We start from the raw sequence: 26,345 nt of genomic DNA, 5'->3' as shown, positions 1-26,345 counted from the left end.
TGTCCGCAAGGCGCGCCACCGGATCACTCACTCGCAAGCAAACGATCGCCAAATTCCCGACCACAGCCATTGATTGAGCCTGCAGAAGGCGGACCTATGCAGGTCACTTTGATTGGCTGTTAAGTTTCTCGGAGATCCTCAAGGACCACCGTTGACGCTCAAAATTTCTCACCGCTAAATTTCGGACCCAGTTCGAGGCGAGAAATTTGCAATTTGCCATCATTTTGCCTCATTCATTGAGACATTGTTGACCTCTGATCGCTCATAACAACAAAGCCCACGATTACCACAAGTCTTGCAATAGTATTAATTAGATTTACTCCCAGATCGTAAACATTCGCTGCGCCGGTGATCCTGGTGGGCCGGCGTCCGTGTCCGATTGGCGACTGGTGGTCAGCGATGTCCAGAGTTTTTCATTTGCGCGGAGACCCAGGTCGACGGACCCAACGCCAGGCACCTCGAGCCCATGACGCTCAAGTACTCTGAATGAGAGCACGCACTCGATGCTCGTAGGCCTCGAGCATCGTCCGAATATCGAGTCGACGCTCCGCGAAAGAGCGTGCGTCCCGCTTGAAGCGTTTCAACATGTCTTTGTCGGACGCCAGTTCGACAATGCGCTGAGCGAAGCAGTCATAGTCACCGACAGGACACAGGTGACCCTGGCGCGACGCTTCGAACATCTCCGGCAGCGCGCCCACTTGCGACGCGACGACAGCAACTCCGCTGGCGAGCGCCTCCATGACGACGTTGGGCCGGCCGTCCAGGCGCGATGGCAGCACCAGCACATCGGAGGCGCGCAGATAGGGCTTGAGATCCGACACTGCGCCCTTCAGCATGAATCGTCCCGGCGGGAAGCCCGCGGCAGCGATCGCTTTCCTCAACTCTGTTTCCAGCGGTCCTGCCCCCGTCATGACGAAACTGACCTTGAGTTCCGCTGGCACGCGCTTTGCGATCTCAACGAACCCGAGCGGATCCTTTTCCTCCGACCAGCGACCGAAGAAGCCGACCAGCACGGTGTCCAGGGGCAGGGCATAGTCCTTGCGCACCGCCGCACGATCCTTCGCCGGCGCGTTCTCGATCAGATCGACGCCGCTTTCCACCAGGCAGATCCGGTCCGGGCGCTCGCCGGCCGCCAGCAGCCAGTCGCGCACCTCGGTGTTCTCGACGAAGGTCAGGTCGATGCAGTCCGCATACCTTCTGTTGTTGGCCGTATGGCCCAGCGTGTTGAACAGCAGGTCTGCCACCCGGAGGTGCGGATTGCGCAGCCGCAGCGCAGGCAGGCAATCGTAGAAAAAGGCGCTTCCCGCAACCCACACGAGGTCGATCTGGCGCGACGCGAAGATGTGAGCGACGAAATCCTTCCAGCGGGCCGCCTCGAGGAAGCGGGGGAGATGGAAGATCTCGGGCGTCGCAGCTTCGAACCAGTCGGTCGTGTCGCCGTGCGACTCGTCGACGGCGACCGTGGTCACCACGACCACGCGCCAGCCGCTCTTCACGAGGTGGCCGACGATGGCGCTCAACAGCCGCTCGGCACCGCCCAGCACCAGATAGGGCATGGCGAGCAGCAGGGTCGGACCCGTCGAGGCAGCCACTTCGTGGCGCCTTGCCTGGCGAAACGCCTGCGGAGGGAGTGGCGCCGGACCGCTCTGCTCGCGCGCCCTCGCGATCGCTTCGGGCGTCAGCACGTCGCTGTTCAAGCGGCGGACCTCGAGTCGCTGGTCGCGGAGGTCGAGCACCGACTTGCTGTTGCTCAGCGTGCCTTCGTGGCTGCGGTAGTGAAACAGCGGCTCGCGAAGGTTCAGGAACCGCGCGCCCAACGCCGCCAGACGGACCCAGAACAGCCAGTCTTCGTGCAGATGGCCCGTGGCGGGGTCGGAGTCTCGGTAGCCGCCTGACGCCTTCCAGAGCGCCTTGCGGAACAGCGCGCAAGTGAGCACCTGGTTGCCCTCGAGCAGCATGTCAAGCGTCGGCCGCTCCTGCGGCGCCCAGACCTCGAATCGCTTGCCGAAGAAGCGCAGCGCCGGAGAGACGACGTCGTAGCCTTCGTCGAGCACGAAGACCGCTTTTTCGATGTAGGTTGGCGCGAGGCGATCGTCGGCATCCAGACAGCAGATGTACTTGCCGCGCGCGTGGCTGATCCCGGTGTTTCTGTTGGCGCCCGCGCGATGGGGCCGGTCCTGCCAGATCACGCGCAAGCGGGATGGGTCCGCCTTGCTCGTCGCGGCTGCCAGCAAGGCCCGGGACTCGGCGGAGGTCGATCCCCCCTCGACGACGATGATCTCCAGGTCGACGAAGGTCTGCGCGAACACCGACTCGATGGCTTCCTCGACCAGGTGACCGTAGTTGAAGCACGGGATCACCACGCTCACCAAGGGACGGTCGGACGGCCATGGCTGGTCGGCCGGCGGGTCGGCTTCACCCGCCACGACGCCGGTGTCGGCCAGCAATTCGACCCGCGACGAAGACTCTGCGGCCTCGGTTTCCACGATCGCCGCAGCCCGCTTGCGTCGGTACTCGCGGAGGTGGTCGAGCAAGGTGCCCTGCGCCGTCCACCAGACGAGCTTCGCAAGCTGGTTCAGTCTCTTGGCGAGCTTGGGCGACAGGCTGCCGATCCGGCGCAACGGACCGGTCGCGCGCCATATCGTGCTGCCCTCGATCGCACGGATGCGGTGCGTCACGGCCGCAACGTGCCATCGCATCTCTTCCAGCTTCGCCGCGGCCGCCTGCGACGCGCGCGCTTCGGCTTCGGCCTGCGCGGCGCGCAGTTCGCTGGCCCGGAGTCTCTCGATATCGAACGACCAGAGCTGGCCGATCCGCGCCAGCAGGGGGCGATTGACCCCGTCGACAGGCAGCCGCGCGAGCGCGCTGACTGTCGCCTCGGTCGAGTTCGCCGCGTGCAGAAGGTGGAGTTGCGTGGCCGCGGCGGTCTCGGCATCGCTGCCATGTGCGAAGTCCGAGGCCATCACGCGCTCGAGCAGTTCGCCCAGACTCGCGGACCGCGCCGCGCTTCGAGTGACCAGGCCGACATAGGTCGAGCCGTAGTCGCGAATGACCACCTCCGAGCCGACGAGGCGACAGCCCAGCGCCGTCTCCACGACATAGCGGATCGACGCTTCGGTCGGATAGAAGATGTGCTCGAACGAGCCCTTCATCCATGCCGCGTTGCTATGGCTCGAAGACATGAGCGGCACTTCGAACAGGAGGGCGCCATCGCCCTTGAGCGCGCCGATCGCCGCCTCGAAACCCCGGCGAAAATCGAGAAGGTGCTCGAAGACCGCAATGGCCGTCACGACATCGAAGGCCGAAGGCCATTCACGGGCAAACGACGACGCCAGCAGGTCGTTTTCCAGGATTCGCACGCCCTTGGCCTGTGCCTGCCCGGCAGCGGTGGCGTTCGCCTCGATGCCGAACTTCTCGAACCCGGGACCGAGTTTTTCGAGCAGATACCCGTCGGCGCAGCCGATGTCGAGGATCCGGCCGCCGTCGAACATCAACCCGACCATCGCCGCGGCCCAGCCGAGCCCGTGCTCGGCCATGAAGCCATAGTCGTCATAGCCGGTGCCGGATGCGTTGCCGTAGTAGCCGTCGGCGTAAAAGGCGGCGGTGCTGTCGGGCATCCGCCCAACGACGCCGAGCCCGCATTCGCAGCATTGCACGATCTGCATGCCGTCCGCGCGGACCGCGAAGTCACGAAAAAGAGTGCCGGAGCACGCGCAGCAGATCATGTGGATTCGTTTTGTGCTCGAGCGGCTTCCAGGATTCTCGTCAAGAGCGCGTCGATGTCGGGGTTCGAAAGGCTGAATCCGAGCGCCTGCAGTCGCCCGGGGTTGCCCACGAATGACCGCACATTGCTGTTCCCGCGTCGGGAGGCATCGTGCCGCAAACTCACGGGCACGCCCGATACGGCGATCAGCCGCTGGGTCAACTCGAGCAGACTCTGGCCGCGCCCGCTGCACACGTTGACGATCTCTCCATTGCCTCGATGCTTCAGCGCCACTTCGACCAACGCGGCCGCAGCCACGTCGACGTCGATGAAGTCGCGGACCACGTCAAGGTCGCCCGTGGCCAGTTCGCCGCCCTGCCGCCCCATCTTCGCGATCTGATCGGCAAAGCTGCCCAGTGCGAGGGTCCTGGGCATCCCGGCGCCGATCGGATTGAAGAGCCGCGCCACCGCGACCGGCAACCCACCCATGGCGGCGGCGAGCGCGTGGTTCGTCTGGGCCAGCTTGCTGATTCCGTAGGCGGTGTTCGGGCGGCAGGCAAAGTCTTCGGTCACCGGCAAATGCGCCTCGGGCACAGGCCCGTACTCGGCGGCGCTGCCGACCAGCAGCACCCTCGGCGCGACAGGCATTGCCGCCGATGCATCCAGCAGGTTCGCGGCAAAGACGACGTTCGCGCGATAGAGATCCGAGTAGCTGGCCGCCGAGGAGATGCCGGCCAGGTGCATGACGATCTGCGGTTCGACGGCCTGCATCGTCGCGCGGACGGCTTCCGCATCGTCCGGGCGCGACAGGACGATGCCTTGCGCGTCGGCAACGCGCGGGCGTGCGCTACGGCTGACCGCAAAAACCTCCAGTCCGCGCCCTTGCAACTGCTGGAGAACGGCGCGCCCGAGGAATCCGCTCGCGCCGGTGACAAGTACTCGCATCGCCTAGCTGGGCAGGAAAAGCTCGCGGCTTTCTTCGAACATCTTCTGCGCCGTGGCGTAATCCTCGGGGCGGCCGATGTCCAGCCAGAAGCTCTCCGGCTGCTGGTGGCAGTGCACCTTGTTGCCCGAGTTCAGCAGCTTCATCAGCAGGTCCGGCATGTCCAGGTGCACGCCGGGTTGCACGTGGGGGGCGATCGCATCGCGACGCAGCACGTAGAGGCCCATGCTGACCAGGTGCTTGTTCATGGGCTTCTCGAGGTAGCCCGTGAGACTCATGTCCGGCCCGACCTGGATGAGGCCGAAGTCGATCTTGACCTCCCGCTCGTAGACGCAGATCGTCGCATCGGAACCGCGCTCCGAGTGCGTCGCGATCAACTTCGCGATGTCGAAGGTGGTCAGCAGGTCCCCGTTGGTCACGATGAAGTTCTCGCCGACCTTGTCCAGCAGTCCGCCCAGGGGACCCGCCGTTCCCAACGGGCTGTCTTCGAGGCTGTAGTTGATGGTGAGGCCGAAACGGGAACCGTCGCCGCAGAAGGCCCGGATCAGGTGGTGCAGGTGATTGACGGCAAGGTAGACCTCGTCGACGCCGGCGCGGCGCAGCTGATGCAAGAGGAGCTCGAGCACCGGCATGTCGCCCAGGGGCATGAGAGGCTTCGGAAACGACGCGGTGAAGGGCTGCAGACGGGTTCCCTTGCCGCCGGCCATGATGACTGCTTTCATGGGCGCTCCCCTCAGACGGTGTAGACCGTAGGACGGTACAGGTGAATATGGCTGCGGATGAACTCGATGCTCTGGCGCAAGCCTTCGTCGAGGTCCACCTTCGGCGTCCACCCCATCGCCTTCGCGGCCAGGGCGTTGTCGGAAACCAGCTTGAGCACTTCGCTCTTGTCCGGACGCATGCGCGCGGCGTCCGCCACGATTTCCTTTTCGACGCCCATCAGCCGCAGGATGCGCTCGGCGAAATGACCGATCGTGTAGGTCGAGCCGGTCCCGAGGTTGATCGTTTCGCCTTCGATACCGGGCGTCATCGATGCGGCGACGAAACCGGCGACGGTATCGGTCACGAAGGTCATATCGCGCTCGGGCGTCAATGATCCGAGCTTGATCACGTCCTGGGTCAGCGCCTGCGAGATGATGGTCGGAATGAACGCCCGGGCCGACTGGCGCGGGCCGAAGGTATTGAAGGGCCGCAAGGTCACCACCCCGGTGTCGAACGACCGGTAGTAGCTCTCGGCAATCTTGTCGGCCCCGATCTTCGAGGCGGAATAGGGCGACTGCCCCTGCAGCGGATGCGTCTCGTCGATCGGCACGCGCATGGCCGTGCCGTAAACCTCCGAGGTGCTGGTATGGACGACTCGGCGGACCGACAGCCTGCGTGCCGCCTCGACGACGTTCAGCGTTCCTTCGACGTTGGTGCGCACGTAGCTTCTCGGCGCGACGTACGAATACGGGATCGCGATCAGCGCCGCCAGATGGCAGACCACATCGATGCCTTGCATCGCATGCATGACGAAATCGCCGTCGTCGATGTTGCCCGCGACGACACGGAAATTGCCCTTCACGTCGTCGGCGACGAACTCCAGGTTGCCCCAACTCGATGCAGATCCGTAGCGGACCATGGCCGTGACCTCGGCCCCGGCACGGACCAGGGCCTCCACGAGATGGCTGCCGATGAATCCACCGGCGCCGGTTACGAGGTATTTCTGCCCTGTCAGGGTCTTTTGTAGTGACTGCATCGTGTGTGCTTCCGAAATAAATGGGTGGTCGACGAACGATCAGCGCGCAAACGCCTCGCTCAACAAGCCATTGAGATACTTGCCGTATGCGTTCTTCTGCAGCGGCAACGCGAGTCGCGCAAGCTGCTCCTTGTCGATGAATCCGTTTCGCCACGCGATCTCTTCGGGACAAGCGATCTTGAGCCCTTGCCGATGCTCCAGCGTGGCGATGAACTGCCCCGCTTCCAGCAGGCTTTCATGCGTCCCGGTGTCCAGCCACGCATACCCGCGCTGCATGATCTGCACATTCAGCTTGCCGAGATCCAGGTAGGCCTGATTGACCGCGGTGATCTCCAGCTCGCCACGCCCGCTCGGCTTGACCGCCTTGGCGATCTCCACCACCTGGCTGTCGTAGAAGTACAGGCCGGTCACCGCATAGCTGCTCTTCGGCCTGGCCGGCTTCTCCTCGATGCTGCTCGCCTTGCCGTTCGCATCGAAGGCCACCACGCCATAGCGTTCAGGGTCTTGCACGTGATAGGCGAACACCGTCGCCCCGTCTGCGTGAGCGTCTGCATCGGACAGCAGATTCACGAGGTCGTGCCCGTAGAAGATGTTGTCCCCGAGCACCAGCGCGCTCGGCGAATTCCCCACGAACTCGTCGCCGATGATGAAGGCCTGCGCCAGCCCATCCGGGCTCGGCTGCACCGCATACTGCAGATTGATGCCCCACTGGCTCCCATCTCCCAGCAACTGCTGGAATCGTGGCGTATCTTGCGGCGTGCTGATGATCAGGATGTCGCGCATGCCGCCCAGCATCAGCGTGCTCAACGGGTAGTAGATCATCGGCTTGTCGTACACCGGCAGGAGCTGCTTGCTCATGGCGAGTGTGGCCGGGTGAAGCCGGGTGCCGGAGCCACCGGCCAGGATGATGCCTTTGCGTTGGGTCATTCTTTTGGATCGTGGGATTACAGGGTCTCGGCCAGCATGCGCGCCACGCCGACCTGCCAGTGCGGCAGCTTCAGCCCGAAAGCGGCTTGCAGCTTGTCGGCGTTCAGCCGGGAATTATGTGGGCGTACGGCGGGCGTGGGGAACGCGCTCGTCGGCACCGCCTCGACGGCCTCCGGCAATGCTTTCAGGGGCACGCCTGCCGCTTGCGCCTGTTGCAGGACGAAGCGCGCATAGCCATGCCAGGTCGTTTCGCCGCCAGCCACCAAGTGATAGAGCCCCGCCTTGGCCGGGTCGCTCAGCGTGGCCCGGATGGCATGGGCCGTGACATCGGCCAGCAGCTCGGCCCCGGTCGGCGCGCCGAACTGGTCGTCGATCACGGTCAGCCGGTCTCGTTCCCTGGCCAGGCGCAGCATGGTCTTGGCGAAGTTCCCGCCGCGCGCCGCATAGACCCAGCTGGTGCGAAAGATCAGGTGGCGCGCGCAATTCTGCGCGACCAGTTGCTCGCCTTCGAGCTTGGTGCTGCCGTAGACGCTGAGCGGCGCGGTGGCGTCGTCCTCGCGCCATGGCGTGCTGCCGCTGCCGTCGAACACGTAGTCGGTCGAGTAGTGAACCATCAGCGCGCCGACCTGCTGCGCGGCCTGCGCGACCACGCCAGGCGCGGTCGCGTTGAGCTTGCGCGCAAATTCGGGCTCGCTTTCAGCCTTGTCGACGGCCGTGTGCGCGGCGGCATTGACGATCACATTGGGCCGGACCTTGAGCACGGTCTCGGCCAGATCTTCCGGACGGCTGAAGTCGGCATGCAGATCGGTGCTATGGGAGTCCAGCGCCACCAGATCGCCCAGCGGCGCCAGGCTGCGCTGCAGCTCCCAGCCCACCTGCCCGCCCTTGCCGAGCAGCAACAGCTTCATGCCGTCGCCTTCGCTGGCGCAGCGTCGTACTGCTTCTGCACCCATTCGCGGTAAGCGCCGCTCTGCACGTTCCCCACCCATTCGCCGTTGGCGAGATACCACTCGACCGTCTTCCGGATGCCGGTATCGAAGGTCTCGGCCGGCTTCCAGCCCAGCTCGCGCTCGAGCTTGCGCGCATCGATGGCGTAACGGCGGTCGTGCCCGGGGCGGTCGGTCACGTAGGTGATCTGCTCGCGGTAGCTCTTGCCGTCGGCACGGGGGCTCAGTTCGTCCAGCAGCGCGCAGACCGTGTTGACGATCTCGATGTTGGGCTTCTCGTTCCAGCCGCCCACGTTGTAGGTTTCGCCGAGCCGGCCGGCCTCCAGCACGCGGCGGATCGCACTGCAATGGTCCTTGACATAGAGCCAGTCGCGCACCTGCATGCCGTCGCCGTACACCGGCAGCGGCTTGCCGGCGAGCGCGTTGACGATCATCAGCGGGATGAGCTTTTCGGGGAAATGGAAAGGCCCGTAGTTGTTCGAGCAGTTGGTCGTCAGCACCGGGAGGCCGTAGGTGTGGTGCCAGGCCCGCACCAGGTGGTCGCTCGCGGCCTTGCTGGCCGAATACGGGCTGTTCGGCTCGTACTTGTTCTCTTCGGTGAACGCGGGGTCGGCGGCCGAGAGCGAACCGTAGACCTCGTCGGTCGAGACGTGCAGGAAGCGGAAGGCCGCCTTCTGGTCGACCGGCAAGGCGCCCCAGTAGCCCCGGACGGATTCGAGCAGGCGGAACGTGCCGAGCACATTGGTCTGAACGAAATCCTCGGGCCCATGGATCGACCGGTCGACGTGCGATTCGGCGGCGAAGTTGACGACCGCGCGCGGCTTGTGCTGCGCCAGCAACCGGTCGACCAGCGCGCTGTCGCCGATATCGCCCTGCACGAAGACGTGGTTCGGATTGCCCTTGAGCGACCCCAGCGTCTCGAGATTGCCGGCATAGGTCAGCTTGTCCAGATTGACTGCGGCCTCGTTGCCTTGCGCAACCCAGTCGAGAACAAAATTGGCACCGATGAAGCCGGCGCCCCCAGTTACCAGAATCATGGGGGGTCCCTCGTTATTGTCGAATTTGGAATGTCGCCTGCCGGCGCTCGAACCGGGCATTATCCCATCTGTCAAGGTTTCCATCTGCACCTAGACCTCGGCCTCTACAACCGCCCCGACACCGCGGCTAGAGTAGTGGGGCCCAACCAAGGATCCACCCATGCCGACCCCCGACGACGACAAACCCACCGACCGCATCAAGGACTCCGCCCAGCAGATCTGGCTGGCCGGCCTCGGCGCCTTTGCCAAGATGCAGCAGGAAGGCAGCAAGGCCTTCGAAGCCCTCGTGAAGGATGGCGCGGGCGTGCAGAAGAAGACTCAGCAGGCCGCGGAAGAAACGCTGGCCCAGGCGCAGGCTCGGATGGCCGGGTTCGCGAGCGAGTTCGGGACCAAGGCCGCGGGCAGTTGGGGCAAGCTCGAGAACATCTTCGAGGACCGGGTCGCGCGGGCCCTCGAAAAGCTCGGCGTGCCGTCGGCGCAGGAAGTCGAGGCCTTGCGGACTCGGGTGGAAGCGCTCGAAGCGCAGTTGAAACGTCAGGGCGGCGCCGGCGCCACGCCGCGCGCAGCAATTCCCCGCAAACCCTCGCAACGACACAAGCCCAGCGACGCCGGCTGACCCCGCTGGCTCATTTCCGGGGTGGCGTGCAGCCGGTGCCGCCCCCCTCCCCGCCCCCTTGGACTTGCGCTAGAGTGTTCCAACGAGACAAACCGGGGTTACGACATGGCCAAGAAAGCGCCACGCCGCACTGCGCAACGCATCCTCGAAGCCGCACTTGACCTGTTCAACCGGTTCGGGGAGCCGAACGTCTCGACCACCCTGGTGGCCGGCGAACTCAACATCAGCCCCGGCAATCTCTACTACCACTATCCGGCCAAGGACGAGCTGATCAACCGGCTCTACGAAGGCTACGAGACCGAGCTGCTGGAACTCCTGCACGCCAGCGAAGGCGTGCACGACGTGGAGGACGCCTGGTTCTTCATGCACAGCCTGTTCGAGCTGATCTGGCGCTACCGCTTCCTCTACCGCGACCTGAACGACCTGCTGAGCAAGAACCGGCATCTCGAGACCCAGTTCCAGCTGGTGCTCAAGCACAAGGTGCGCGCCATTCGAGCCCTGCTTGCCGGCTTGAGCGGCGCCGGCCATCTGGACATCGATGCGCGCGAGGTCGATACGCTGGCGCAAAGCATGGTGGTGGTGCTGACCTACTGGCTCAGCTACGAATACGTGCGCAACCCGCGCGAGGCGCTGGAGCCCGCCCACGCGCAAGGCGCCCTGCTGCGCGGCGCGCATCACACGCTGCACCTGCTGGCGCCCTACCTGGCGACGGAGCAACGACGGCATTTGCTGACACTCAGCAGCGCCTATGTCGGCGAAGATCAACCTGCGACGGTCTGATTTTTCATTTTTCCGAATGAACCCACCGCAACTCGAACCGCTCTCGCTGCTTTCGCCCGGGGACCCCGACGCGGCCGGGCGATGGACCCGCCTGCCTTATCCCGATGCCCCCCGATTCAGTGCTGCCGACCTGCACCTGCACTGGCCCCGGCTGCATGCGGGCCAGGGCGTCTCGCCGCCGGTGCAGGGCCCGCTGGCCGACGGCTGGGCGCTGTACCACAGCGGCGAGTTCGAGCGCGCCGCCGCCCTCGGCCTGGCCCACGGCCACGAGGGCCTGGCGCTCGCCAACCAGGCGACGGCCATCTACGCCAACTACCTCGAGCCGCGCGAATCCATGCGGCTGGCGTTGTTCAAGCAGGTGGCCGAACGCGCCACCGCGCAGATCGCCGCCGATCCCGACAACTGCCAGGCGCTCTATTGGCAGGCTTATGCGCTGGGGCGCTACAGCCAGGGCATCAGCGTGGCGCGGGCGCTGGCGCAGGGCCTGGGGACCAAGGTCAAGGGTGCGCTGGAGCACGTGATCGAACTGCGGCCGCAGCATGCCGACGCCCACGTGTCGCTGGCCGCCTTCCATGCCGAGGTGATCGACAAGGTCGGCTCGCTGGTGGGCCGCATGACCTATGGCGTGCGGGCCGACACCGCGGTCGCGCTGTTCGAGCGCGGGCTCCAGCTCAATCCCCATTCGGCCGGCGCGCTGATGGAATACGCCCGCGGACTGCTGATGCTGCATGGCGAATCGCGCATGGGCGACGCGACCCGGCTCTACGAGAGGGCGGCCCATCTCGAACCGGCGGACGCACGCGAGAAGCTCGACGTGGAACTGGCGCGCGCCGGGTTGATCGACTGAACCCCCGCCTCGAATCTGAACGGCGCCGTCACTTAAGATCGCGCTTCTCCCCTTTTCACGCACCCGTCTTCATGTCCGACCTGAACACCCTGTTCGAAACCGCCCAAGCCAACTCCAAGCTGCTCGCGGAGCGTCCGGACAACCCCACCCTGCTGAAGATCTACGGCCTGTTCAAGCAGGCCACGGCAGGCGACAACGCCGAGAAAAAACCCAGCTTCAGCGACATCGTGGCGCGCGCCAAATGGGATGCCTGGACCGCGCGCAAGGGCCTCGGCGCGGACGAGGCGAAGCAGCAGTACATCGACCTCATCGACTCCCTGCGCTGAAAGCGGCTGCGGTCAACTCGCGCCGCGGCCGCTCTTCGTTGCTCCCGCCGTGGACGGCACTCCAGCGCCCCTGAGCGCCTGCTGGCGCTCGGCCTTGGGCATCTCGGCCAGCCGCTTGACCGCCGCGTAGAAGCGCGGCCAGTCCTCGCCTTCGCGCTCGAACAGCGCCTCGAAGCCGGGCACCAGCTCGTCGTAGGCGGCCTGGGCGCCGAACAGGGCGTTGTTGGCCCGCGCCACCCAGCCGTCGTAGGCGCCCTGGCGCGGGCCGTTCCAGCCGGCGCGCAACACCGCGTAGCGCTGGCGGAACTCCTCCATCGCGGACTGCTTCTGGGCGTCCACCGCCGGCCAGTCCTGCGCCTTGGCTTCCGGGGAGGCATAGACCGTTTCCAGCGCACGCCGCGTTTCGGCCGCCAGCGCGCGGAACTGCTGGCGCCGGGCGTCGAACTGCGCGTACTCCACGCGCGCTGCCTCGCCGGCCTGGGTCTTGAGCCAGCGCGCGCCGCCGATGCGCTCCACCGCCGTGGCGAAGGACTCGTTGAACATGGTGTCGCCGGGCACGTACAGCACCTGGTGCGCGAGCTCGTGGAACACCAGGCGGGCGAGTTCGCCCTCCGGGTAGCCGATGAAGGTCGACAGGAGCGGGTCGCCGCCGGCCCAGTTCGTCCAGCCGAGGGTCGAGTACGCCGGCACCGGGTAGACCGCGGTTTCCAGGCCCTGCGCCGCCTGGGCCGCGGCCTCGTCCTTCGCGGCCGCCTCGTCGTAGTAGCCGCGATAGCCGACGCAGCCCGCGACCGGGAAGCACCAGGTCTTGAGCGTCAGCGCGTGCGGCGGCGCGGCCACCACGTTCCAGAGCGCGGCGTTGCGGTGCAGGTCGGCATAGGACTTGTAGCTGGCGTTGTCGGGCAGGCCGAGCTCGGCCACCGCGAACTGGCGGATGCGCTGCGTGAGCGCCAGCTTGGTCTTGAGCGCCTCGGAGGCGGCCGGGTCTTCGAGCCACTGCGGCACCGGACGGGCGGCCCGCATGAGACCCAGATGGCCGCTGGCCGATTGCCAGTAGTAGCCGAGGTCGGCACAACCCGCCAGCAGCGCCGCGCCGGCGACCACCGCCACCGCCAGCGCCGCCGCGCCGCGCCGGCCGGGCCTCATGGCGCGACCGGCGTGGCGACGGCCTCGACTTCGACCAGGCAGTCGTAGAAGGTGGGCCCGCGCCCGATGTCCGTCAACCGCTGGCTGGTGAGCTGGTTGACGTTGGTGCCGTCCAGCCCGAGCTTGCGCCACCAGATGCCCAGGCCGTGCACCACGCCGGGGCGAGCGCGGCGCGAGACCTCGGCGCGGCAGCGGTGCTCGCCGCGCTGGTTGAAGACGCGCACCGTGGCGCCGTCGGCGATGCCGCGCGCCGCCGCATCGGCTTCATGGATCTCGAGCAAGGGCTCGCCCTCGATCGCGCGCAGGCTGCGCACGTTGACGAAGCTCGAGTTGAGGAAGTTGCGCGCGGGCGGCGAGATCATCGCGAGCGGGAACGCCTTCGAACTGCCTGCCGGCTCGTGGTTGGGCACATGGTCCGGCAGTCCATCCTGGCCGGTGGCCGCCAGCCGCTCGCTGAAGAACTCGCAGCGACCCGACGACGTCGGGAAGTTGCCTTCGGCGTAGGGCGCATCGGGCAGCTGGAGGCTGGTGAAGCCCTGCGCCTGCAACTGCTCGAAATCGACCACGTCGGCGGCGAACGCGCTGCGGCAGATCGCCTCGTCGTCGTCCGAGAAGCAGGGCTCGTCGAAGCCCAGGCGGCGGGCCAGTTCGCGGAACACCCAGGTGTTGCTGCGGGCCTGGCCTCGCGGAGCGATGGCCGGCCGGTTCAGCAGCACGTCGGTGTGGCCGTAGCTGGTGTGGATGTCCCAGTGCTCGAGCTGCGTGGTGGCCGGCAGCACATAGTCGGCGTAGTCGGCGGTGTCGGTCTGGAACTGCTCCAGCACCACGGTGAAGAGGTCCTCGCGGGCAAAACCCGCCACCACCTTGCCCGAGTCGGGGGCGACCGCGACCGGGTTGCTGTTGTAGACGATCAAGGCCTCGATCGGATTGGCGGTGTCGGCGAGCGCGTCGCCGATCGTGCTCATGTTGATGGTGCGCGGCCGCCGGCCGGCCAGCAGGTCGGGCCGCTGCAAGGCCGCCCGGTTCACCGGGTACAGGCCCGAGCTGCTCAGCAGCAGGCCGCCTGCCCGATCGCGCCAGGCGCCGACCAGTGCCGGCAGGCAGGCCACGGCGCGCGCCGCGTTGCCGCCGCCGCGCACGCGCTGCATGCCGTAGTTGAGGCGGATCGCGGCCGGCTTCGTGGTGCCGTAGGCGTGCGCCAACGCCACGATTTGCGCCTCGGGAACCCCGCAGACCGCGGCAGCCCGGGCCGGCGGCCATTGCAGCGCGCGCTCGCGCAGCCGGTCCCAGCCCACGGTGTGGCGTTCGATGTAGTCATGGTCGAGCCAGTCGTTCACGATCAGCTCGTGCATCAGGGCCAATGCCAGCGCCGCGTCGGTCCCCGGCAGCAGCGCCACGTGCTCGTCGCACTTGTCGGCGGTCTCGGTCTTGCGCGGGTCGATGCACACCAGCCGCGCGCCGGCGCGCCTGGCGGCCTGGGCGTGGCGCCAGAAGTGCAGGTTGCTCGCGATCGAGTTGCTGCCCCAGATCAGGATCAGCTTCGCTTCCGCGAAGAACTCGACCCGCATGCCCACCTTGCCGCCCAGCGTAAAACTTAGGGCCTCACCACCGGCAGTCGAGCAGATCGTGCGATCCAGCAGGGACGCGCCGAGCTTGTGGAAAAAACGACGGTCCATCGATTCGCCCTGCACCAGACCCATGGTTCCGGCATAGCTGTAGGGCACAATCGTTTCGGGATTGTTACTTTTGAGCACACGGAGACGGGCGGCGATGTCGTCGAGCGCCGAATCCCAGGTCACCGGCTCGAAGCGGCCGCTGCCTTTCGGGCCCGAGCGCTTCAGGGGCTGCACGAGGCGCTCGGCATGGTCGTTGCGTTCGATGTAGCGCGAGACCTTGGTGCAGAGCACGCCGGCGGTGTGCCGGTGCCCGGGGTTGCCTTGCAGCTTGATGGCCACGCCGTCCTGCACGGTGGTGACGAGGGCGCAGGTGTCGGGGCAGTCGTGCGGGCAGGCGCCGAGCACCTGGGTCACTGGATTTGCTGGGGTGTGGGAAGTCATGATTCGACCGGGGCGAGGACCATCGGGCGAGTCTAGTTTGTACGCCGCGAACGCGCGCGAAGGGGTTTTCACGATGATCCATCGCAGGCACTTTTCGATCGCCGCCGGCGCCGCGGCGCTCGGCGGCTTCCGGTTCGCGCGGGCGCAGAGCGACAGCCCGATCGTGCTGGGCCAGTCGGCGCCCTTCAGCGGACCGGCGGCGCAACTCGGCATCCAGTTCTACGAGGGCGCCAAGCTCTTTCTCGACCAGTACAACGCGCAGCCGGGCCGCCGCGAGGTGCAGATCAGGTTCCTGGACGACGGCTACGAGCCCGACCGCTGCGCCGCCAACACGAAGAAGCTGATCGACGACGAAGCCTTCGCGCTGTTCGGGTACATCGGCACGCCGACCAGCCTGGCGGCGTTGCCGCTGGCGGTGAATGCGAAGATCCCGTTCATTGCCCCCTTCACCGGCGCCATGGCGCTGCGCGAGCCCTTCCAGCGCAACGTGTTCCACCTGCGCGCCTCGTACAACGACGAGACTGCGCTGATCGTCAAGCAGCTCACCCACCTGGGCCTGAAGAAGATCGCGGTCTTCTACCAGAACGACGCCTACGGCAAGGCCGGCCTCGACGGCGTGACGCTGGCGCTGGCGCAACTCGACTTGAAGCCGGCCGCGCTGGCCACGGTCGAGCGCAATTCGGTGGACGTCGCCGCCGCGGTCCGGACCATCGCCGCCGCGAAGCCGGACGCCGTGGTCCAGGTCAGCGCCTACAAGTCCTGCGCCGCCTTCATCCGCGAGGCGCGCAAGGCAGGCTATGGCGGCACCTTCTTCAACGTCTCCTTCGTGGGCACGCAGGCGCTGGCCGACGAGCTCGGCAAGGACGGGGCCGGCGTGGTCGTGACGCAGGTCGTCCCTTCGCCCTACAACGCGGCCAACGGCATCACGCGCGAATTCAACGAGGCGCTGCGCAAGGGCGGCAGCGCGACCAAGGCCAACTTCTCCAGCCTGGAGGGCTATCTGGCGGCCAAGGTGCTGGTCGAAGGCCTGCGCCGGGCGCCGGGCAAGGCCACGCGCGAAGGGCTGATCGCCGGTCTCGAGAGCATCGACCGGCAGCAGTTCGGCGGCTTCGAGGTCTCCTTCTCGCCACGCAACCACGTGGCATCGAAGTTCGTCGAGCTGTCCATGATCACCGCCGACGGCCGAATAAGAACCTGAGCTCGCCCCCAGGTCGGGCTCACTTCGTGTAGCCCTCCCACCCCCTACCGGGGGCAACACCAGCGGCCCGGCAAAGCCGGTTCCGCGGTGTTTCACCAACGGGCCTGGCTGCGCCGGCCCAAGCAGCCGGCGCTGTGGTTGATCATGGCGGCGCGCAGCGCACGCCTGTTGGTGGGCAGCCGCGGAACCGGCTTCGCCGGGCCGCTGGCTGCGCCCCCGGAAGGGGGTGGGCGGCTACACGAAGTGAGCCAACCTGGGGGAGAGCCCATCCACGGCTTGGAACATGGCCTGGCGGGCCTGGCTGATGATCTGGCCGCGCCAGGCATCGGTGTCGGTATAGAAGGCCTCCAGCATCTTCGAGCGGATCGACGCCGCCAGATCGGCCGGGGCTTCCGGATGCTTGTGCAGCCAATGGTCGGCCCGGAGCGCACCCACCACCTCCATCACCGGGACGGTGCCGTATTCGAGCGCGATGCCGGTGTATTCGGCCTGCGGACATTCCTCGTAGACCGAGCCCCACATCAGCCCTGTCAGGAAAGCCGAAGTCGACGAGCCGTCGTAGATCGAGGTCACGGGCGCAGCCGGCGTGCCCCACCACGCGTTGGCCCGCGCATAGGCGGCCTTGTCGTCGCGGCAGGAGAAGATGCGTTCGCCGAGGCCGTTGGGCCCCAGCCCCGTGTGAAGGTCGATCCAGGCCAGCTGGCGCGCCGCCTGCACCTGGGTGCGCAACACCTCGCGCAGGGTGTCGTTGCTCCAGGTCGGGGCCTTGCCGCCGAAGAACAGGCCATCCTCGAACTGGTACTGGCCGCGGGTCACGGCCGCCTGGTAGGCGGTGGCGCCGTTCTTTTCGATCCAGTGCGCGATCGCGGCCTCGTTGGCCGCGGTGGGCGGCCACTGCTCGGGCAGCAGCAGCGCGTGCAGCTCGGCGTACTCCTTGTTCACCGGCGGCGGTTCAGCGAAATCGAAGAAGTTGCGGTTCAGGTCGCAGCCCTCGTTGGTCACGCGGCGGCCATGCGAGAAACCATGCGGATTGAGTGCATGCACGTACAGCACGGCCACCCCCTGCGCCCGCGCCTTCTCGCGCCATTCGGCGTCGTGCAGCGCGAACACCTGCACGCCGCTGCCGCAGTGACCCTCGACCCCGTGGCAGGCGCTGGTCAGGATCAGCAGACGCTCGGCCTGCGGATCGCCGTCGAGCGCCACGTCCATCGCGAGCTCTTCGCCATCGCGTCCCTTCAACGGGTGGACGTGGGAGCGCACCGCGAGCCCGGCTTCGGCACAACCCTGCAGGAATTTCTGCCGCGCCTGGGCATAGCGCGGCGAAAAGGCCTCACCGACGCCGATCATGCCGCGCCCCCTTCGGCGAGCCTGGGTCCGTTCAGGAACTCCTCGGCGAGCCGCACCCAGCAGGTGGCGCCCAGCGGGATCAGGTCATCGTTGAAGTCGTAGCTCGCGTTGTGCAGCAGGCAGGGGCCGCCGCCGTGCTGCATGGCGCGGTGGCTGCCGTCGCCGTTGCCGATGAATGCGTAGGCGCCGGGCTTGGCCAGCAGCATGAAGGCGAAGTCCTCGGCCGTCATGGCGGCCTCCTGCACCAGCACGTTCTCTTCGCCGACGATGCCGGCCATCACGCGGCGGGCGAAATTGGCCTCGGCGGCCGAATTGATGGTGGGCGGGTAGTTGCGGTGGAAGTGGAAGTCGCACTGCGCCTCGTGGGCCGCGCAGATGTGCTCGGCGATGGTCTTCATGCGGGCCTCGATCAGGTCCAGCACTTCGAGCGAGAAGGTGCGCACCGTGCCCTTGAGCTCGCAGGTGTCGGGAATCACGTTGCTGGCCTCGCCCCCGTGGATCATCGTGACCGAGATCACGCCGGCATCGGTCGGCTTCTTGTTGCGCGTGAGGATGGTCTGGAAGGCCTGCACCATCTCGCACGCCACCGGCACCGGATCGATGCCCGTGTGCGGCAGCGCGGCATGGCCGCCCTTGCCGCGGATCGTGATCGCGAACTCGTTGCTCGAGGCCATGGCCGGACCCGGGCTGACCGCGAACTGGCCGGCCTTCATGCCGGGCCAGTTGTGCATGCCGAACACGGCTTCCATCGGGAACTGCTCGAACAATCCTTCCTTGACCATCTCGCGCGCGCCCCCGCCGCCCTCCTCGGCCGGCTGGAAGATCAGGTAGACCGTGCCGTCGAAGTTGCGGTGCTTCGCCAGGTGCTGCGCCGCCGCCAGCAGCATCGCGGTGTGGCCGTCGTGGCCGCAGGCGTGCATCTTGCCGTGGTGCTTGCTCGCGTGCGCGAAGGTGTTGAGCTCGGTGACCGGCAGCGCGTCCATGTCGGCGCGCAGGCCGACGGCGCGCTCGCTGGTGCCGTTCCTGACGATGCCCACCACGCCGGTGGTGCCGAGCCCGCGGTGGATCGGGATCCCCCACTCGGTCAGCTTGGCCGCCACGACGTCGGCGGTGCGGACTTCTTCGAAGCAGAGTTCGGGATGCGCATGGAGGTCGCGTCGGACCGCGGCGATGCCGGCCGCCTGGGTGACGAGGGAATCGATGAGTTTCATGGGCAGGAGTCTAGACTTTGCGGCAGGACGCCGCAAAGATCGTGCCCCTTGCATGCTCAGCGCCCAACTTCCTTCAGCCAAGTGCTGCGCGCGGCCAGCGCCGTATCGGTGAAATCGGTGAAGACGCCGTCCACGCCCAGCCGATAGAAAACCAGATACTCGTTCGCGGGATCACCCTTGTAGTCGGCCGGCAGGCGCCGCGATTCATTGCGGAAGGTAAAGGGATGCACAAAGAGGCCCGCCTTGTGCGCGTCGGCGACCAGCGGGGTCGGGCCGGTGGAGGTGGCGTCGGCATCGTTGATCTTGCCGTCGCCGTTCACGTCGATCGCCTTGCCGTCCGCGCCGATGGTCCCCTTGATGCTCACGATGTAGCGCTTCCAGGGGCCGATGCCGTCGGCATAGGTCTTGATCTCGGCCAGCCCGGCGGGCGTGACCATGACGTCGAAATTGCGCCGGTCGCCGGCCTTGGTCCATTCGTAGGGGCGGTCGACCGGCACCGCATAGGTCATCGCGCCGGTCTTCATGTCGATGCCGTCGCCGTCGATCAGCTGGACGATGTTCGTCTTCAGCCCCTTCCCCTTCATGTACTTGAGGCTGCCGGGTTCGAAGGACTGCACGAAGACCGGCGCGCTCTTGCTGTTCCAGCCGGCGGCCTCGAGCATCGCGATCAGCTTGTCTTCGAGCGGCAGGCCCAGGTCGCGGAAATAGGTCGGGTTCTTGGTCTCGGGATAGATGCCGACCGGGCGACCGGTCTCGCGCGACTTGGCCTTCGCGAGGTCGATCACCTCCTGGAAGGTCGGCACCTTGTAGCGGCCATTGAACTGCTGCGGCCGCTCGGCATCGGTCGAGATGGCGCCGAGGCGCTTGACCTCCTCCAGCGTGAAATCGTTGCTGAACCAGCCGGTCTGGGTTTCGCCGTCGACCTGGATGGTCTTCTTGCGGGCCGCGAACTCGGGCCGCGTGGCGACGTCGGTGCTGATGGCAAGATTGGGGTCGTGACGCGTGATCAGCACGCCATCCTTGGTCGACACCAGGTCCATCTCGATCACATCGGCGCCCAGTTCGATAGCGCGCGCATAGGCTTCCAGGGTTTCCTCGGGCAGGTAGCCCGATGCGCCGCGGTGCGCGACCACCTTCGGCGGCTGGCCGTCCAGCGTGGGCAGACGGGCCGCCGGGCCGCTGCCGGGCGTGCCGCAAGCCGCCAGGCAGAGCGCAGCGATGGCGGCCATCACGACCGTTGCGGTTCGGGTCTTGGATTGCGTCATGCATCTTCTCCATCCAGTTGAAAGGGCGCAGCCTACTCCGCCCCGCTGACACTTCGCGCGGCCCTGGCGCGCCGGCGCGGACTTCCGGGACAATGCCCCGCATGTCCCTTGTGCTCTCCCCCCGCAGCCTCGAACTCGCGCAGACGCTGGTGCGCATGAACACGGTCAGCGCCAACAGCAACCTCGAGTTGATCGACTTCGCGCGCGACCACCTGGCGGGGCTGGGCATCCGCAGCCGGCTGACCTACAACGCCGACAGGACCAAGGCCAACCTGTTCGCCACCCTCGGCGCAGGCAAGAAGGCCGGCGTGATCGTCTCGGGCCACACCGACACCGTGCCGTGGGACGGCCAGGACTGGAGCGTCGACCCGCTCTCGGCGATCGTGCAGGACTGGCCGCGCGACGACGCCGATGCCGACGCCGCGCACGTCGAGCCGCGCCTCTACGGCCGTGGCGCGGCCGACATGAAGAGCTTCATCGCGATCGCGCTGGCCAATGCCGAGCGCTTCATCGAGAGCGACTCGCCCTTCGCGGTGCATTTCGCCTTCAGCTACGACGAGGAGGTCGGCTGCTTCGGCGTGCGCGAACTGATCGCCGACATGAAGGACCAGGGCATCAAGCCGCTGGCCTGCATCGTCGGCGAGCCGACGCTGATGGTGCCGGCCATCGCCCACAAGGGCGTCTACCGCTACAAGTGCTGCGTGCGCGGCAAGGAGGCGCATTCGTCGCTCACGCCGCAGTCGGTCAATGCGATCGAGATGGCCGCACGCGTGGTCGGCAAGCTGCGCGACATGGCCGAGGGCTTCGAGCGCGATGAGCCCCGCTACGCCGGTTTCGACGTACCCTTCAGCACCGCCAGCGTGGGCCAGTTCCACGGCGGCATCGCCGACAACGTGGTGCCGCGCGACGCCGAGTTCCGCTATGAGTTCCGCAACCTGCCGACCGCCGACGCCGCGCAGATGCAGAAAGAGGTGCTGGCCTATGCCGGCCGCGCCGAAGTCGCCATGAAGAAGATCGCGCCCGATGCCGGCTTCCGCTTCGAGACCATCTGCGAGATCCCGAGCTTCCTGAGCTCGGCCGAGGAACCCGTGACCCGCCTCGCCCAGCGGCTGGCGAAAGAGCCGGGCACCACGCTGGTGGCCTTCGGCACCGAGGCCGGCATCTTCCGCAACGCCGGCATCCCGACCGTGGTCTGCGGACCCGGCAGCATCACGCAGGCGCACCAGCCCGACGAATACGTGACGCTGGAGCAACTGGCCCGCTGCGAGCAGTTCCTGCGGGGGCTGGCGAGCATCGAGGAAATTCGCTGAAACGCGTCGCGCTCGCCCTGCTGGGCGCCGCCGCGCTGCTCTACGCGCTGGCGACCGCGCTCGAGGCCAGGCACCCGGCCTGGGGCTACCTGGCGGCCTTCGCCGAAGCCGCGATGGTCGGCGCGATCGCCGACTGGTTCGCGGTGGTGGCGCTGTTCCGGCACCCGCTGGGCCTGCCGATCCCGCACACCGCGATCATCCCGGCCAACAAGGACCGCATCGGCGCCAAGCTCGCCGGCTTCATCTGCAACAACTTCCTGAGCACGCCGCAGGTGCTGGCCAAGCTGGCGCAGTTCGATCCGGCCGCGCGGCTCGCCGACTGGCTCGCGCGGCCCGAGAACGCCGAGAAGCTCGGCGGCCATCTGGTGGCCGCGGCGCGCTACGGTCTCGCGGCCTTCGACGATGCCCGGGTGCGCGACTTCCTCGGCCGCATGGCGGCCGCCGGGCTGGCCCAGGTGGACCTCGCCAGGCTGGCCGGCCAGGCACTCGACGCGCTGACCGCGGGCGGCCGCCATCACGCTCTGCTCGACGACGTGCTGCGGCAGGTCGCGGACGTGGTCGAGGGCGAGGATGTGCAGGAGCGGGTGACCGAGGCGATCGCGCGCGAGATCAAGGCGCTGCGCTACGTCGGGCTGGACCAGGTGGCGGCCAGGCTCGCCACGCGCAAGATCGTGGCCGCGGCAGTCCACACCCTCGGCGAGATCGCGACCGAGCCCGAGCACCCGCTGCGGCTGCGCTTCGATGCCTACATGGCCGGTTTCGTCGAACGGCTGAAGACCGACCCCGAATTCCACCGCCGCGGCGAAGCGATCCGGGCCGAACTGCAGGCGCATCCGGCGCTGGGCGACTACCTGCACGGCCTGTGGAGCGAGCTGCTGGGGTGGCTGCACGACGACCTGGCGACAAGCGACTCGACCATCCACCGGCGCCTGGTCGCCATGGCGGGCACGCTGGGCGCCCGGCTTTCGGCCGACGCGGCGATGCGGCACTGGATCAACGAGCAGATCCTGGATGCGGCACCGCGCGCGATCGAGCGCTACCGCGAGGACATCCGGCGCTACATCGTGGAACGCGTGGCCGACTGGAACGCCGACGAGATGACGAACGAACTCGAGCGCCACATCGGCCGCGATCTGCAATTCATCCGGGTCAACGGCACGCTGGTCGGCGGGCTGGTGGGGTTGGCGATCCACAGCGCCACGCAGCTCTGGAAGGGGTGAGCGCGGGGCTCAGCCCGGCAGCATCCGCTCCTGGGCGATCACCAGCAGCCCGTCCATGATCAGGCTGTCGACCAGCTCGAAGTCGCCGTTCATGCTGGGCGCCATCTTCCAGCCCGCGCCGCCGGTCATGTAGCAGGCCGGCTCGGCGCCGCAGTGCGCCCGCACGTGCTGCACCATGCGGTCGACCGCGCCCGCAATCGCATAGGTACCGCCGCTGGTCAGGGCGTCGCTGGTGTTGGTCGGGAACTCGCGCACCTCGCCGGTCGGCACATGCAGGCCGGCCGTGCCGGACTCGAGCGCGCGCAGCATGATGCCGTGGCCCGGCAGGATCAGGCCGCCGAGAAAGCGGCCATGGGTGTCGACCGCCTCGACCGTGACCGCGGTGCCGATCATCACCACCACCATCGGCCGCGCGGCGCCCTGCGACATCATGCGATGGCGCGCGCCGATCATCGCGACCCAGCGGTCGGCGCCCAGGCGCGTCGGGTGGTCGTAGCCGTTCACGATGCCGGCCTCGGCCACGCTGGAAACCACCCAGCGCGGCGAGCACTCGAAGTGCTCCACCAACTGCTCCTCGGCCCGGCGCCGCACCGCATCGCCGGCCACCACGCAGCCCAGCATCGAGTCGGGCGCCGGCAGTTCGGCCCAGGGGCCTTCGGCCAGCCGCTCGATGTGATCGAGGAATTCGGCACCATGCGCGAGCGCCACGGCGCCGGGACGTGCCGCATCGTAGAGGGACCACTTGAGGCGGGTGTTGCCGATGTCGATCGCGAGGAATGCCATGCGCGGCATTATTACGAGTTTGTGCTTACGGGCGCTTGCACATGCGGCCGCAGCCTACGCGAAAGCGCCATCTTCCGCCGTTACAGTCGCCTGTCCCATCCACACGTCACAAGGAGAAAGCCATGGGTTTGCTGAGTTTCATCAAGGAGGCTGGAGAGAAGCTCTTCGGCGGTTCGGCAGCGCACGCGGCGGAGCCGGACAAGGACCAGGCGGCGGCGGCCGCGATCAAGACCTACATCGAGACCCAGAACCTGGGCCTGACAGGACTGGAAGTCGGCTACGTCGCCGTCACCGGCATCGTGACGCTGGCGGGCAACGCGCCCTCGCAGGAAGCCAGCGAGAAGGCCTCGCTGGCCGCGGGCAACGTGGCCAACGTGACACAGGTCGACAACAACCTGGTGGCACCGCCAGCCGACCCGGCGCAGTACCACGACGTGGTCCGCGGCGACACGCTTTCGGCGATCTCGAAGAAGTTCTACGGCGACGCCAACAAGTACAACGTGATCTTCGAGGCCAACAAGCCGATGCTGAGCCATCCGGACAAGATCTATCCCGGCCAGAAGCTCCGCATTCCGAAGCTCTAGCTCGCCCTCAGGTTGCCCGGCACTTCGTGTCCGGGCGCCCACCCCCTACCGGGGGCGCAGCCAGCGGCCCGGCGAAGCCGGTTCCGCGGCTGCCCACGAACAGGCGGGCGCTGCGCGCCGCCGTAGAAGAACCACAGTGCCGAATGCCTGCGGCCGGCGCAGCCCGGCCCGTCGGTGAAACACCGCGGAACCGGCTTCGCCGGGCCGCTGGTGTTGCCCCCGGTAGGGGGTGGGAGGGCTACACGAAGTGAGCCCGACCTGGGGGGAGCTACATCTGTTTCCAGGGCAGGCCGCGGAGGCGCCAGCCGCCCTTGCGGCCGCGATGCCCCTCTTCGTCGGCATCGCCCTCGAAGCCTTCGAGGATGTTGTAGGCCTCGATGCCGAGTTCGGTCGCGCGCTTGGCGGCCGCGATCGAGCGCACGCCGCTGCGGCACAGCATCACCACCTTCATGCCCGCCGGCACGGCGGCGCGCAGGCCCTCGTCGAAGCCGGCATTGAGGGCCATGCCCGGCCATTGCTTCCAGGCCAGGCCGACCCCCCCGGGGACGTAACCCACCCATTCGCGCTCGGCATCGCTGCGGACGTCGACCAGCACCGCCTGGCCACTGGCCATCCATTGCGCGGCCAGTTCGGGTGTCACGTCGCCCGCATATCCGGAGGCCGGTCGAATGTCGTCGCGCCCGGCGGCGGCAGGGAGGAGGGAGGGGTTGGATTGGCTCATGACCAGATTCTTGACCAATTCTTGGAGTAGGGAAAAACCATCCAATCTCCATCCACACGGATGGTGATAGGATGGCCGAATGCAAATTCAACCCACGCTTCCAGCCCTCAGGGCCAAGCCGCCCGAAGCCGAGAAGATCACGATCAACCTCGGCTACGTCGACCTGGGCCACGTCGACCTGCTGGTGGCCGAGGGCTTCTACTCGAACCGCACCGACTTCATCCGGACCGCCATCCGCAACCAGTTGGCGGTCCACGGCGAGGCACTGAAGCAGGTGGTCGCCCGCAAGATGCTGGTGCTCGGCCTGCAGCAGTTCAGCGCCGCCGACCTCGAGGCGGTCCGGCGCGCCGGCGAGAAGCTCGAGATCCGGGTGCTCGGCCTGGCCAGCATCGGCGCTGACGTGACGCCCGAGCTGGCGCTCGAAACGATCGCTTCGGTCACGGTGCTCGGCGCCCTGCACGCGAGTGCCGCGGTCAAGGCCGCGCTGGCCGACCGGCTGCGCTGATCCCCTGCTTTCTCTCCTTCGAGGCACCCCATGAATCCCCTGTTCGAACGCCTGATCCGCAAGGCCACCCTTCTGACCCACAGAGGCAACCTGCAGGAGGCGACCCGGGCGATCCAGCGCGCGCTGGGCGCCGCCGACGCGACGCCCGGGGCCGAGCGGGCAACCGCCGTGCCTGCGGCCAACGACGAGACGCAGGTCGTGGACGTCGAGGCCCGCGTCGTCGGGCGCGCGCCGGCGCAGGCGCCCGCGCATGAAGGCGGCACCGAGCAATGGACCGACGGCCTGTTTGCCCACCAGCACCGGCCGATCGCCTACAAGCTCTTCGTGCCCGAGCAAGGCGCCGGCAGCCCCCGCCCGCTGGTGCTGATGCTGCACGGCTGCACCCAGAACCCGGACGATTTCGCCGCCGGCACGCAGATGAACCAACTGGCGCGCGCGCACGGTTTCCTGGTGCTCTACCCGGCGCAGACCCAGCACGCCAATTCGTCGAAGTGCTGGAACTGGTTCAAGCCGCAGCACCAGCAGCGCGGGCGCGGCGAACCGGCCCTGCTGGCCGCCCTCACGCAGTCGGTCGCCGACGCGCACGGCGTCGACCCGCAGCGGATCTATGTCGCGGGCCTGTCGGCCGGCGGCGCGATGGCCGACATCCTCGGGCGCAGCTACCCCGACCTGTTCGCCGCGGTCGGCGTGCACTCCGGCCTGCCGAGCGGCGCGGCCAGCGACCTGATGTCGGCGCTGGCCGCGATGAAGAGCGGGCCCGCCGCCGCCGGCTCCGGCGGACCCGCGGTGCCGACCATCGTCTTCCATGGCGACGCCGACGGCACCGTGAATGCCCGCAACGGCGAGGCGCTGGCGGCGGCGGCGCTCGCGGGCCAGGCAGGCGCCGCAGCGTCGGCGCAGGCCTCCGAGGGCCGCTCGGCGCAGGGCCGCGCCTTCACCCGCCGCGTGCACACGGACGCCCGGGGCCTGCCGGCTGTCGAGCACTGGCTGCTGCACGGCGCCGGCCACGCCTGGTCCGGCGGCAGCGCGCGCGGCTCCTACACCGACCCTTCGGGTCCGGACGCCAGCGCCGAGATGCTGCGCTTCTTCCTGAACCACCGGAAGGCGATGGCCCCCGCCATGTCCTGAAAGCCG

At 67.5% G+C, this 26,345-nt stretch carries 24 protein-coding genes; 10 read left to right on the top strand and 14 right to left on the bottom strand.

The genetic code is table 11. The features are described 5' to 3' along the window. Positions 1-473: 473 nt before the first annotated feature. From AB4Z46_RS03780 to rfbB, 7 genes are read right to left on the bottom strand one after another with little or no spacing between them, the layout of a single operon-like run. A complete protein-coding gene (locus AB4Z46_RS03780) occupies positions 474-3,725 on the bottom strand; it encodes a glycosyltransferase (RefSeq protein ID WP_442282139.1) in 3,252 nt (1,083 codons plus the stop codon). Beyond that, positions 3,722-4,648 carry an NAD-dependent epimerase/dehydratase family protein gene (locus AB4Z46_RS03775; protein WP_442282138.1) on the bottom strand — a complete coding sequence of 309 codons (927 nt, stop codon included), beginning with the start codon at positions 4,646-4,648 and terminating at the stop codon, positions 3,722-3,724. Before AB4Z46_RS03775 ends, AB4Z46_RS03780 begins: the two co-directional genes overlap by 4 nt. Positions 4,649-4,651: 3 nt before the next feature. Further along, positions 4,652-5,368 carry a nucleotidyltransferase family protein gene (locus tag AB4Z46_RS03770; protein WP_442282137.1) on the bottom strand — a complete coding sequence of 239 codons (717 nt, stop codon included), beginning with the start codon at positions 5,366-5,368 and terminating at the stop codon, positions 4,652-4,654. A gap of 11 nt (positions 5,369-5,379) precedes the next feature. Next, positions 5,380-6,384, bottom strand: a complete 1,005-nt coding sequence (locus tag AB4Z46_RS03765) for a GDP-mannose 4,6-dehydratase (protein WP_442282136.1) — start codon at positions 6,382-6,384, stop codon at positions 5,380-5,382. 39 nt (positions 6,385-6,423) lie between these two features. Continuing rightward, a complete protein-coding gene (gene rfbA, locus AB4Z46_RS03760) occupies positions 6,424-7,311 on the bottom strand; it encodes a glucose-1-phosphate thymidylyltransferase RfbA (protein ID WP_442282135.1) in 888 nt (295 codons plus the stop codon). Between the two features lie 17 nt (positions 7,312-7,328). Then, positions 7,329-8,219, bottom strand: coding sequence for a dTDP-4-dehydrorhamnose reductase (rfbD, locus tag AB4Z46_RS03755; protein ID WP_442282134.1), 891 nt, complete (start codon positions 8,217-8,219; stop codon positions 7,329-7,331). Beyond that, on the bottom strand, positions 8,216-9,295 hold the full coding sequence (rfbB, locus tag AB4Z46_RS03750; protein WP_442282133.1) for a dTDP-glucose 4,6-dehydratase: 1,080 nt from the start codon (positions 9,293-9,295) through the stop codon (positions 8,216-8,218). The genes rfbD and rfbB overlap by 4 nt, the downstream gene beginning before the upstream one ends. A gap of 160 nt (positions 9,296-9,455) precedes the next feature. Between rfbB and AB4Z46_RS03745 the strand changes: the two genes are divergently transcribed. The 4 genes from AB4Z46_RS03745 to AB4Z46_RS03730 all read left to right on the top strand — a co-directional run bounded on the left by AB4Z46_RS03745 (position 9,456) and on the right by AB4Z46_RS03730 (position 11,864). Continuing rightward, complete coding sequence (locus tag AB4Z46_RS03745; protein WP_442282132.1) at positions 9,456-9,911, top strand: phasin family protein; 456 nt, start codon at positions 9,456-9,458, stop codon at positions 9,909-9,911. Between the two features lie 105 nt (positions 9,912-10,016). Further along, a complete protein-coding gene (locus AB4Z46_RS03740) occupies positions 10,017-10,691 on the top strand; it encodes a TetR/AcrR family transcriptional regulator (RefSeq protein WP_442282131.1) in 675 nt (224 codons plus the stop codon). Positions 10,692-10,707: 16 nt separating this feature from the next. Beyond that, positions 10,708-11,538, top strand: a complete 831-nt coding sequence (locus AB4Z46_RS03735) for a hypothetical protein (RefSeq protein ID WP_442282130.1) — start codon at positions 10,708-10,710, stop codon at positions 11,536-11,538. 71 nt (positions 11,539-11,609) lie between these two features. Then, the gene (locus AB4Z46_RS03730; protein WP_442282129.1) at positions 11,610-11,864 is read left to right on the top strand and encodes an acyl-CoA-binding protein; all 255 of its coding nucleotides are present in this window, start codon (positions 11,610-11,612) and stop codon (positions 11,862-11,864) included. A gap of 12 nt (positions 11,865-11,876) precedes the next feature. Here the strand turns inward: AB4Z46_RS03730 and AB4Z46_RS03725 are convergent, their stop codons facing one another. Together AB4Z46_RS03725 and AB4Z46_RS03720 are read right to left on the bottom strand one after the other, a co-directional pair. Next, positions 11,877-13,010 (bottom strand): aminopeptidase, encoded by a 1,134-nt coding sequence (locus AB4Z46_RS03725; RefSeq protein ID WP_442282128.1) that lies wholly within the window; start codon positions 13,008-13,010, stop codon positions 11,877-11,879. Next, complete coding sequence (locus AB4Z46_RS03720) at positions 13,007-15,067, bottom strand: molybdopterin-containing oxidoreductase family protein (RefSeq protein ID WP_442282127.1); 2,061 nt, start codon at positions 15,065-15,067, stop codon at positions 13,007-13,009. The genes AB4Z46_RS03725 and AB4Z46_RS03720 overlap by 4 nt, the downstream gene beginning before the upstream one ends. A 73-nt stretch (positions 15,068-15,140) precedes the next feature. Here AB4Z46_RS03720 and AB4Z46_RS03715 point away from each other — a divergent pair, with 73 nt between their 5' ends. Then, positions 15,141-16,265: an ABC transporter substrate-binding protein gene (locus AB4Z46_RS03715; RefSeq protein WP_442282126.1), complete on the top strand. Its 1,125-nt coding sequence runs from the start codon at positions 15,141-15,143 to the stop codon at positions 16,263-16,265. 234 nt (positions 16,266-16,499) lie between these two features. On the opposite strand, the gene AB4Z46_RS03710 is transcribed toward AB4Z46_RS03715, so the two are convergent. The 3 genes from AB4Z46_RS03710 to AB4Z46_RS03700 are packed head-to-tail and all read right to left on the bottom strand — an operon-like array spanning position 16,500 to position 20,088. Continuing rightward, complete coding sequence (locus AB4Z46_RS03710) at positions 16,500-17,612, bottom strand: M14 family metallopeptidase (RefSeq protein ID WP_442282125.1); 1,113 nt, start codon at positions 17,610-17,612, stop codon at positions 16,500-16,502. Next, positions 17,609-18,823, bottom strand: coding sequence for a M20 aminoacylase family protein (locus AB4Z46_RS03705; protein ID WP_442282124.1), 1,215 nt, complete (start codon positions 18,821-18,823; stop codon positions 17,609-17,611). The genes AB4Z46_RS03710 and AB4Z46_RS03705 overlap by 4 nt, the downstream gene beginning before the upstream one ends. A 56-nt stretch (positions 18,824-18,879) precedes the next feature. After that, a complete protein-coding gene (locus tag AB4Z46_RS03700; protein ID WP_442282123.1) occupies positions 18,880-20,088 on the bottom strand; it encodes a glycerophosphodiester phosphodiesterase in 1,209 nt (402 codons plus the stop codon). 101 nt (positions 20,089-20,189) lie between these two features. Here AB4Z46_RS03700 and argE point away from each other — a divergent pair, with 101 nt between their 5' ends. Both argE and AB4Z46_RS03690 read left to right on the top strand, forming a co-directional pair. Next, the gene (gene argE, locus AB4Z46_RS03695) at positions 20,190-21,398 is read left to right on the top strand and encodes an acetylornithine deacetylase (RefSeq protein WP_442282122.1); all 1,209 of its coding nucleotides are present in this window, start codon (positions 20,190-20,192) and stop codon (positions 21,396-21,398) included. 113 nt (positions 21,399-21,511) lie between these two features. Then, a complete protein-coding gene (locus AB4Z46_RS03690; RefSeq protein WP_442282121.1) occupies positions 21,512-22,618 on the top strand; it encodes a DUF445 domain-containing protein in 1,107 nt (368 codons plus the stop codon). A 9-nt stretch (positions 22,619-22,627) separates the two neighbouring features. Here the strand turns inward: AB4Z46_RS03690 and AB4Z46_RS03685 are convergent, their stop codons facing one another. Then, a complete protein-coding gene (locus AB4Z46_RS03685; RefSeq protein ID WP_442282120.1) occupies positions 22,628-23,401 on the bottom strand; it encodes a type III pantothenate kinase in 774 nt (257 codons plus the stop codon). A 122-nt stretch (positions 23,402-23,523) separates the two neighbouring features. Here AB4Z46_RS03685 and lysM point away from each other — a divergent pair, with 122 nt between their 5' ends. Beyond that, entirely contained in the window at positions 23,524-23,985 is a 462-nt protein-coding gene (lysM, locus tag AB4Z46_RS03680; protein ID WP_442282119.1) for a peptidoglycan-binding protein LysM, read from the top strand. A gap of 268 nt (positions 23,986-24,253) precedes the next feature. On the opposite strand, the gene AB4Z46_RS03675 is transcribed toward lysM, so the two are convergent. Further along, positions 24,254-24,706: a rhodanese-like domain-containing protein gene (locus tag AB4Z46_RS03675; RefSeq protein WP_442282118.1), complete on the bottom strand. Its 453-nt coding sequence runs from the start codon at positions 24,704-24,706 to the stop codon at positions 24,254-24,256. 79 nt (positions 24,707-24,785) lie between these two features. Here AB4Z46_RS03675 and AB4Z46_RS03670 point away from each other — a divergent pair, with 79 nt between their 5' ends. Both AB4Z46_RS03670 and AB4Z46_RS03665 read left to right on the top strand, forming a co-directional pair. Next, positions 24,786-25,211 carry a CopG family transcriptional regulator gene (locus AB4Z46_RS03670; RefSeq protein WP_442282117.1) on the top strand — a complete coding sequence of 142 codons (426 nt, stop codon included), beginning with the start codon at positions 24,786-24,788 and terminating at the stop codon, positions 25,209-25,211. 30 nt (positions 25,212-25,241) lie between these two features. Beyond that, positions 25,242-26,339 (top strand): extracellular catalytic domain type 1 short-chain-length polyhydroxyalkanoate depolymerase, encoded by a 1,098-nt coding sequence (locus tag AB4Z46_RS03665; protein WP_442282116.1) that lies wholly within the window; start codon positions 25,242-25,244, stop codon positions 26,337-26,339. The last annotated feature ends 6 nt before the right edge of the window (positions 26,340-26,345 follow it).

Source organism: Variovorax sp. M-6, assembly GCF_052114385.1.
Classification (GTDB): Bacteria; Pseudomonadota; Gammaproteobacteria; order Burkholderiales; family Burkholderiaceae_C; genus Variovorax.
This window is presented reverse-complemented; position numbering and strand designations above follow the sequence as displayed.

Bases quoted from the DNA above. Each gene is read 5' to 3' on its own strand.
- argE (WP_442282122.1), top strand. From the start codon at position 20,190: ATGTCCCTTGTGCTCTCCCCCCGCAGCCTCGAACTCGCGCAGACGCTG.
- AB4Z46_RS03675 (WP_442282118.1), bottom strand. From the start codon at position 24,706: ATGAGCCAATCCAACCCCTCCCTCCTCCCTGCCGCCGCCGGGCGCGAC.
- AB4Z46_RS03665 (WP_442282116.1), top strand. From the start codon at position 25,242: ATGAATCCCCTGTTCGAACGCCTGATCCGCAAGGCCACCCTTCTGACC.
- AB4Z46_RS03720 (WP_442282127.1), bottom strand. From the start codon at position 15,067: ATGACTTCCCACACCCCAGCAAATCCAGTGACCCAGGTGCTCGGCGCC.
- AB4Z46_RS03710 (WP_442282125.1), bottom strand. From the start codon at position 17,612: ATGATCGGCGTCGGTGAGGCCTTTTCGCCGCGCTATGCCCAGGCGCGG.
- AB4Z46_RS03765 (WP_442282136.1), bottom strand. From the start codon at position 6,384: ATGCAGTCACTACAAAAGACCCTGACAGGGCAGAAATACCTCGTAACC.
- rfbD (WP_442282134.1), bottom strand. From the start codon at position 8,219: ATGAAGCTGTTGCTGCTCGGCAAGGGCGGGCAGGTGGGCTGGGAGCTG.
- AB4Z46_RS03770 (WP_442282137.1), bottom strand. From the start codon at position 5,368: ATGAAAGCAGTCATCATGGCCGGCGGCAAGGGAACCCGTCTGCAGCCC.
- AB4Z46_RS03705 (WP_442282124.1), bottom strand. From the start codon at position 18,823: ATGAAACTCATCGATTCCCTCGTCACCCAGGCGGCCGGCATCGCCGCG.
- AB4Z46_RS03740 (WP_442282131.1), top strand. From the start codon at position 10,017: ATGGCCAAGAAAGCGCCACGCCGCACTGCGCAACGCATCCTCGAAGCC.
- lysM (WP_442282119.1), top strand. From the start codon at position 23,524: ATGGGTTTGCTGAGTTTCATCAAGGAGGCTGGAGAGAAGCTCTTCGGC.
- rfbB (WP_442282133.1), bottom strand. From the start codon at position 9,295: ATGATTCTGGTAACTGGGGGCGCCGGCTTCATCGGTGCCAATTTTGTT.
- AB4Z46_RS03730 (WP_442282129.1), top strand. From the start codon at position 11,610: ATGTCCGACCTGAACACCCTGTTCGAAACCGCCCAAGCCAACTCCAAG.
- AB4Z46_RS03725 (WP_442282128.1), bottom strand. From the start codon at position 13,010: ATGAGGCCCGGCCGGCGCGGCGCGGCGGCGCTGGCGGTGGCGGTGGTC.
- rfbA (WP_442282135.1), bottom strand. From the start codon at position 7,311: ATGACCCAACGCAAAGGCATCATCCTGGCCGGTGGCTCCGGCACCCGG.
- AB4Z46_RS03775 (WP_442282138.1), bottom strand. From the start codon at position 4,648: ATGCGAGTACTTGTCACCGGCGCGAGCGGATTCCTCGGGCGCGCCGTT.
- AB4Z46_RS03690 (WP_442282121.1), top strand. From the start codon at position 21,512: ATGGTCGGCGCGATCGCCGACTGGTTCGCGGTGGTGGCGCTGTTCCGG.
- AB4Z46_RS03735 (WP_442282130.1), top strand. From the start codon at position 10,708: ATGAACCCACCGCAACTCGAACCGCTCTCGCTGCTTTCGCCCGGGGAC.
- AB4Z46_RS03745 (WP_442282132.1), top strand. From the start codon at position 9,456: ATGCCGACCCCCGACGACGACAAACCCACCGACCGCATCAAGGACTCC.
- AB4Z46_RS03685 (WP_442282120.1), bottom strand. From the start codon at position 23,401: ATGGCATTCCTCGCGATCGACATCGGCAACACCCGCCTCAAGTGGTCC.
- AB4Z46_RS03670 (WP_442282117.1), top strand. From the start codon at position 24,786: ATGCAAATTCAACCCACGCTTCCAGCCCTCAGGGCCAAGCCGCCCGAA.
- AB4Z46_RS03700 (WP_442282123.1), bottom strand. From the start codon at position 20,088: ATGACGCAATCCAAGACCCGAACCGCAACGGTCGTGATGGCCGCCATC.
- AB4Z46_RS03715 (WP_442282126.1), top strand. From the start codon at position 15,141: ATGATCCATCGCAGGCACTTTTCGATCGCCGCCGGCGCCGCGGCGCTC.
- AB4Z46_RS03780 (WP_442282139.1), bottom strand. From the start codon at position 3,725: ATGATCTGCTGCGCGTGCTCCGGCACTCTTTTTCGTGACTTCGCGGTC.